At 70.5% G+C, this 6,694-nt stretch carries 7 protein-coding genes (1 of these 7 running past the window's edge); 1 reads left to right on the top strand and 6 read right to left on the bottom strand.

Translation table 11 applies throughout. The features are described 5' to 3' along the window. The 6 genes from POL72_RS46775 to POL72_RS46750 all read right to left on the bottom strand — a co-directional run. Nucleotides 1-508, bottom strand: partial view of a peptidylprolyl isomerase gene (locus tag POL72_RS46775; protein WP_272103503.1) — the 5' portion only. The gene continues 356 nt to the left of window position 1, outside the view; only the first 508 of its 864 coding nucleotides appear in the window; it begins with the start codon at nucleotides 506-508; its stop codon lies beyond the left edge, outside the window. 116 nt (nucleotides 509-624) lie between these two features. Then, entirely contained in the window at nucleotides 625-807 is a 183-nt protein-coding gene (locus tag POL72_RS46770; RefSeq protein ID WP_157906650.1) for a hypothetical protein, read from the bottom strand. Nucleotides 808-898: 91 nt separating this feature from the next. After that, a complete protein-coding gene (locus tag POL72_RS46765) occupies nucleotides 899-1,741 on the bottom strand; it encodes a hypothetical protein (RefSeq protein WP_272103501.1) in 843 nt (280 codons plus the stop codon). 9 nt (nucleotides 1,742-1,750) lie between these two features. Next, the gene (ttcA, locus tag POL72_RS46760) at nucleotides 1,751-2,602 is read right to left on the bottom strand and encodes a tRNA 2-thiocytidine(32) synthetase TtcA (protein ID WP_272103500.1); all 852 of its coding nucleotides are present in this window, start codon (nucleotides 2,600-2,602) and stop codon (nucleotides 1,751-1,753) included. 3 nt (nucleotides 2,603-2,605) lie between these two features. Then, the gene (locus POL72_RS46755; RefSeq protein ID WP_272103498.1) at nucleotides 2,606-4,090 is read right to left on the bottom strand and encodes a leucyl aminopeptidase; all 1,485 of its coding nucleotides are present in this window, start codon (nucleotides 4,088-4,090) and stop codon (nucleotides 2,606-2,608) included. 311 nt (nucleotides 4,091-4,401) lie between these two features. Further along, nucleotides 4,402-5,328, bottom strand: a complete 927-nt coding sequence (locus POL72_RS46750) for a class I fructose-bisphosphate aldolase (RefSeq protein WP_272103497.1) — start codon at nucleotides 5,326-5,328, stop codon at nucleotides 4,402-4,404. A gap of 309 nt (nucleotides 5,329-5,637) precedes the next feature. On the opposite strand from POL72_RS46750, the gene fbp reads away from it, so the two are divergent. Beyond that, complete coding sequence (gene fbp / locus POL72_RS46745; protein WP_272103496.1) at nucleotides 5,638-6,681, top strand: class 1 fructose-bisphosphatase; 1,044 nt, start codon at nucleotides 5,638-5,640, stop codon at nucleotides 6,679-6,681. Nucleotides 6,682-6,694: the final 13 nt, after the last annotated feature.

The raw sequence follows: 6,694 nt of genomic DNA, 5'->3' as shown, positions 1-6,694 counted from the left end.
CGGCGGGGACGCCCTTCGCGGCGCTGATGAACGCCTCTGCAGCCGGATCGGGGGGCGGTTGCGGTGCCCCCGCGGCGCGGGGCGGCTCGGTGCGCTGAGCGACCTCGCGCGAAGACGACACGGCCGTCCGGATGGCGTCGGCGATCGCCTTCGCCTTGTCACGGGTGGCCTCGCCAGCGTCTTCCGAGAGCTTCACGACGGCGTGCACGGTGCGGTACCCCTCGGGACGATCGAGATCGAGCCAGTGGCGCTCGGTGGCGACGCGCAGCTCGTCGTCGGTCACCGGGCCGGCGTTCGCCGCCTCTTCTTTCAGGCCGTGGAGCATGCGACGGGCGAGCACCAGGCTGATCTCGCGCTGCACGTCGGGCTCCTGTTCGAGGCCGCGGGCTCGTGCCTCGGCGGCCCAGAGCGCGTCGCGGACCGCCGCGTCCCGGGCCTGCGCAGGCGGGATCTGCTGCGCCGCCGCGATGCGAGCTACCGAGTCGACGGCGACGTCGCTCGCGCCCACGCGGGCCGCCACGTCGGGCGGCAGCGGCGCCGCCCCCCTCGCGGACGTCGATAGAGCAGCCCAGGCCGCACACGCGCACAGGCACGCGACGGCCGCGATCGCTCGGCGCCCGGGGCTCACGCGCTACCCCCGCGGGGACGAAGGATCTCCGTGGACGCCTTGAGCGAGAGGCCGCCGATCACGAGGAGGTAGATCGCCTTGAAATCCTGGCGATCACCGAGCGCGTGAACCCCGAAGGCAAAGGAGAACGCTGCGGCGACGAGGAGCAGAACCGCGAACACATCGACTGCGCGGGACACGCCCATGAGTGTAACGCGATTTGATGGGGAACCGGCGGGGATGCGGGACACCAAGGAGCGGCAGCCGGGAGGCCACGGCCGCGCCCCTCGCTCACCGCAGCGTCATCGCGACCGCCCCCAGGACGGCAAAGACGATCAGGACCACCAGGTGCCGAACGGCTCGGTGGGGGAGCCGCCGTGCGCCGGCCGTGTGCCGGCGGCCACGGGCCACCGCGACGCCGGACGCCGCCGTGATCAGCGCGACAGCGCAGGCCACCGCGACGGCCTGGGCCAAGAGGGCGCGGTCCGGGTCCCGGACGCGCCACGCGAGCACGAGGATCGCGAGGCTCACGAGCGCGCCGAACGCGACGATCGCCGTCGCGAGCGGAGGAAGGTGGGCTCGGGCCTGCAGGAGAGGGGCGTCCGGTTCCGGCTCCGGCTGGCGCCGCACATCCCAGCGATCGCGCCAGGAAAGCGCGAAGATGCCCCAGGCGATCGCGCCGATCGCCGCGCGGACCGGGTCGAGGCGGGAGGGCTGAAGGGAGGGAGAAGCCAGCAGCCAGGTCAGCGTGACCAGCGCGAGGAAGACGGAGATGCCGAGGTGCCGCGCGAGCCGGCGGTGCGTGGCGGCGAGCAGCGGCGCAGCGACGCCGCACAGGAAGGCGAGCGCGGCGGCGATGCTGGCGAACACCGGCGCGCCACGACCGAAGCCCGCAGGCGCGACCGTGATCATCCAGGCGACGACCGCGGCGAGCAACGCCTGCGGGGCGCGCCCGCCGCCCAGACCCAGGTCGAAGCGCGCCGGCCCCGGCAGCGGCGCCTCCGGGCGGTCCGAGCCCGACGCCTCGTCGACCTCGCGCGTCAACGCACCGCCGCGATCGACGGCGGCCGACGCGGTGGACTCCTCCTCGCGCGGAGCGCCGATCGAGATGGCGCCGGGGGCATCCGTGCTCATGAGCGAGCGCTAGGCCAGGTTTCTCAGGAGGTTGCCCACGGGCAGCACGTCCGGCGCTGGCGCACCCGCGCCTGCTTCGTCGGTTGCGCTCCCCTCTTCCCGGGCGACCTCGAGCCCGAGCCGCTTCCAAAGGCCCGTGTCGAAGAGGTGGCTCGGGCGCACATTGCCGAGGGCGGCGAGCATGCTCTGCCGCGTCCCGGGGTGGCGCGCGTCGAGCTCCGCGAGGAGCTGGCTCACCGCCTTGCGCTGGAGGTTCTCCTGGGACCCGCACAGGTCGCAGGGGATGATCGGGAACCGCTCCTCGGCGGCGAACGCGGCGAGCTCGGCCTCGGCGCAGTAGATCAGCGGACGGATCACGATGTTGTCGCCGTCGTCGGAGATGAGCTTCGGCGGCATCGATTTCAGCTGACCCGCGAAGATCAGGTTCAGGAGCAGCGTCGTCACGGCGTCGTCACGGTGGTGGCCGAGGGCGATCTTCGAGCAGCCGAGCTCGCGCGCGATGCGGTACAGGATGCCCCGGCGCAGGCGGGAGCAGAGGGAGCAGTACGTCTTGTTCTCGGGGATCTTCTCGGTGACGATCGAGTAGGTGTCCTCGGAGATCATCCGGAACTCGTGGCCGCCCGCCGCCATGTAGTCGGTGAGGAGGTGTCCCGGGTAGCCAGGGTGCCCTTGGTCGATGTTGACCGCGATCACGCTGAACCGGACCGGCGCGCGCCGCGCGAGGTCGACGAGGAGCGCGTGCATTGCGTAGCTGTCCTTGCCCCCCGAGACAGCACAGAGGATCCGATCGCCGTCGGCGATCATGTCGAAGTCGGTGATGGCGCGCCCCATGGCGCGCGCGAGCTTGCGGCGGAGTTGCACGGTTTAGCCGGTGAAGCCTTCGATGAGGCGGAGGAAGGTAAGCACGCCGTGGCCCGTCCCGCCCTTGGAGAAGATGCCGTACGGCTTGCTCGCCATGGAGGGGCCGGCGATGTCCACGTGAATCCAGGGGACGTCTCCCACGAACTCGCGCAGGAACAAGGCCGCGGTGATGGCCCCTCCCCAGCGGTCGGCCGTGTGCTTGATGTCGGCCCAGTCGCTCTTGAGGCCGTCGCGGAGCTCTTCGATGAGCGGGAGCTGCCACATCGACTCGCCCGCGGCCTTCGCGGCGCTCCGCAGGCGCTCCGCGACCTCCTCGCGGTTCGAGAAGAAGCCCGACACGGTCGGCCCGAGGGCCACGACGCACGCGCCCGTGAGGGTCGCGTTGTCGACGATGAGGTCCGGCTTCAGCGCGCGCGCATAGGCGAGGCAGTCGGCGAGGACCAGGCGCCCCTCCGCGTCGGTGTTGATGATCTCGACCGTCCTGCCATCCAGAGAGCCGAAGATGTCGCCGGGCCGGTATGCCGCGCCGTCGGGCATGTTCTCTGCCGCGCCGATGACGCCGTGCACCTCGACGTTCGGCTTGGCGGCCGCGACGGCGGCCATCAGCGCGATCACGTTCGCGGCGCCGCCCATGTCGCCCTTCATTTCTTCCATGCCCTGAGCCGGCTTGATGCAGAGCCCGCCGCTGTCGAAGGTCAGCCCCTTGCCCACGAAGACCAGCCTCCCCTTCGGCTTCCCGGAAGGAGCGTAGACCATGTGCACAAGCCGGGGGTCCCTCGCGCTCCCCTGCCCCACCGCCATGATGAGCTTCATGCCCCGCTTGATGAGCGCGGCCTTGTCGAGCACCGTCACCTTGAGCTGGTGCTGCTTGCCCACGTCCACCGCGACACGCGCGAGCGCCTCCGGATAAACCTCGTTCGGCGGCTCGTTGACGAGGTCGCGCGCGACGCAGATCGCCTCCCCGACCTGCTGGCCGAGCGCGACGGCATCGCGCGCCGCCTTGCCCACCTTGCCCTCGATGACCACGGTGCCGCGCGAGAGCTCGACCTTGGGCCGACGATCGCCCGTGAAGTAGCGGGTGAACCGGTACGCCCCGAGCACGAGCCCCTCCGCGGCGGCCCGCTCCGCGCGCTCGACGCCGGGGGGCACCACGACCGCGACGCTCTCGGCGCGCACGCCGTTCGCGAAGCGCGCTCCCTTCGCCGCGAGCAGCCTGCACTCGACGTCGGTGACCTTGCCCGACCCGAGCCCGAGCAGCAGCACCCGGCCGGGCTTCAACGCGCCGTGCGTCGCGAAATCGATGCTCTGATCCCTCTTCCCCGTGAAGTCGTCACGCTTGACCTGGTGGGTCACCGACTCGCCCAGCGCCGCCACGAGCCTCGCCAGCACGCCCTCACCCGTCGATGCGCCTTCGGGCACGCCGATGACGACGACGTCGACGGCGATGCTCAGCGGGTCGGACGAGGCGAGGTTCAATTTGATCGGCATGCGGTCTCCTGAGCCCGGGATGTGGAGGGTGTCCAGCGCGGCATCTAATCACGAAGGGCTAACCCCGTCGACGTGGACGATGCCCGCGGGCGGTCGGCCCGAGGTGCGGGCGGGAGAGCGCTCCCGCTCCCGGGCGCGCGGTCCCGCTCCCGCCGCGCGGTCCCACAACGGTCCTGCGCGGTTCCGCGTGGTTCCGCGAGGCTCCGCGCAGGCTTAGCGCTCGGTGGCGCGCCGTCGGAGCGCCGAGCGCAGCGCTGACCGCCGGACTGCGGGTCCGAGGAGGCCCGGCGCGAGCGTCGGATCGAGGGGCGTCAGCGCGCCGACCTGTAGATCTGGATCACGTCGGCGAGGAGCTGCAGCGCCTCGGCACGTGGGCGCTGGAACGCGTTGCGCCCCATGATCGACCCGAAGGAGCCGCCCGCGGCCATCTCGCGCACCTCCTCGAGGACGGCATCGGTCGCCTTGGACTCGCCGCCGGAGAAGATCACCACGCGCTTGCCGCCGAAGGTCGCCTGCACGACGTGCCGGGTCCGGTCGGCGAGCGTCTGGATTGGAATGCTGTATTTCTCGTACATCTTTTTCGCCTCCTCCTGCTCGATATGAGCCGTCGGCGGCTTGACCTTGATGATGTGTGCGCCGAGCTGAGCCGCGATCGTCGCCGCATAGGCGCAGACATCGATCGCCGTCTCGCCCTGCTTCGACAGCCCGGCGCCGCGCGGATAGCTCCAGACGATGACGACCAGACCTCTTCGCTTGGCCTCGAGGGCGATCTCGCGAAGATCCTCGTACATCCTGTTTCTCGCGCCGGACCCGGGGTAGATCGTGTAGCCGACGCCGACGCAGCCGAGGCGGAGCGCGTCCTCGACCGAGCCGGTCACCGCCGACACGGGCTGCTCCACCTTCGCCAGCGTGTCGCTGTTGTTCAGCTTCAGGATCAGCGGGACCTGCCCCGCGAACCTGGCCGCGCCCGCCTCCAGCGATCCGAGCGGCGCCGCGTAGGCGTTGCAACCGGCGTCGATCGCGAGCTGAAAGTGGTAGTCGGGGTCGTAGGCCTCGGGGTTGGGAGCGAACGATCGCACCGGACCGTGCTCGAAGCCCTGGTCCACGGGCAGGATCACCATCTTTCCGGTGCCCGCGAGCGCGCCATGGTTGAGCAGCCGGACGAGGTTCGTCAGCGTGCCTGGGTTCTCGGAGGCATACCAGGAGAGGATCTGCTCTACACGGGTGGTGAGGGCCATGAATCACTCCGTCGAGGATGCTGCTGCGCCGGGAGCGCGTGACCCGCCCGGGGCGTGGACTCCCCCGCCCTGCCCGCGGCTCCGTGTCTCGGGGTGCTCGGACGAGCGGGCTCGGGCCGCATCTTCAGGACTTGGACGAACGTATCGAGCCCAACGCGCGGGCGGTCCAGCGCTCCGAGGATGTTGTACGAAGGCATCGGATACGCAATTCTCGAAACTGCGCCGGTCCGCCTCGGGGGCCACAGCGGCGGACGCGAGCGCGAGCACGTGGCGGGGCGGTAACGTCCTCGCCGACAACGCGGAGGGATCATGTCGGACCAACGGGATCTGAGCTGGAAGCCGCCGGAGGCGCCGTCGCGCATCGGGATCACGCTCGAGACGTACATCCTCGAAGGAATGCTCGGGTTCCCCGCGGCGACAGGGGCGTTCACCTCCCTCCTGAACCAGTTCGGCCTGGTGGCGAAGCTCGTGACGTCCAAGGTCCGGCGGGCCGGCCTCGCCAACGTGCTCGGATACACGGGACAGACCAACGTCCAGGGCGAGGTCGTGCAGAAGCTCGACGAGGTCGCCAACGAGACGCTGCTCAGCGTGCTGGGAAGGCGCGGGCACTGCGCGGCCGTGGTGAGCGAGGAGCTCGGTGAAATGAGGCTCCTCTGCACGGACCCACGGGCCAAGTACATCGTCGTCGTGGACCCGCTCGACGGCTCGTCCAACATCGACGTGAACATCTCGATCGGCACGATCTTCGGTGTGCTCCGGAAGAGCGACGCAAAGATGGGCGCCGATCCCTCGGATTTCCTTCGCCCCGGCCGCGATCTGGTCGCGGCCGGCTACGTGCTCTATGGCTCGTCGACGCTGCTCGTCATCACGACCGGCCTGGGCGGCGTGCACGGCTTCACCTACGACCCGACCGTGGGAGAGTTCTTTCTCTCTCACGAGAACATCCGGATCCCCGAGCGCGGCTCGACATACTCCATCAACGAAGGCCACAGCGCGCGATGGCCGGAGAGCGTGCGCCGCTGGAACGCGTGGATCAAGGAGGACAGCAAGCACGAGGGGCGGCCGTACGGCGCACGCTACGTCGGATCGCTGGTCGCGGACGCGCACCGGACGCTGCTCAAGGGCGGCATCTTCGCGTACCCCGCCGATCGCGGCGGCCAGGGAAAGCTGCGGCTGCTCTACGAGGCGAACCCGTTCGCGTTCATCTTCGAGGCCGCGGGCGGAAAGGCGAGCACGGGGGCCGAGCGCATCCTCGACAGGGTCCCGAGGTCGCTCCACGAGCGCGTGCCGCTCGTCCTCGGCTCGCCCCGCGACGTCGAAGATTTCGAGCAGTTTGTGCGCGGCGAGGGCTGAGGCTGCGAGAGAA

It is taken from the genome of Sorangium aterium, assembly GCF_028368935.1.
Taxonomy (GTDB): Bacteria; Myxococcota_A; Polyangia; order Polyangiales; family Polyangiaceae; genus Sorangium; species Sorangium atrum.
The sequence above is the reverse complement of the archived record's forward strand: the minus strand, read 5'-3'. Positions and strand labels throughout refer to the sequence as shown.

What these genes read in the sequence shown, in the direction of transcription:
- POL72_RS46755 (WP_272103498.1), bottom strand. Translation starts at nt 4,090, where the DNA reads ATGCCGATCAAATTGAACCTCGCCTCGTCCGACCCGCTGAGCATCGCC.
- fbp (WP_272103496.1), top strand. Translation starts at nt 5,638, where the DNA reads ATGTCGGACCAACGGGATCTGAGCTGGAAGCCGCCGGAGGCGCCGTCG.
- POL72_RS46765 (WP_272103501.1), bottom strand. Translation starts at nt 1,741, where the DNA reads ATGAGCACGGATGCCCCCGGCGCCATCTCGATCGGCGCTCCGCGCGAG.
- POL72_RS46750 (WP_272103497.1), bottom strand. Translation starts at nt 5,328, where the DNA reads ATGGCCCTCACCACCCGTGTAGAGCAGATCCTCTCCTGGTATGCCTCC.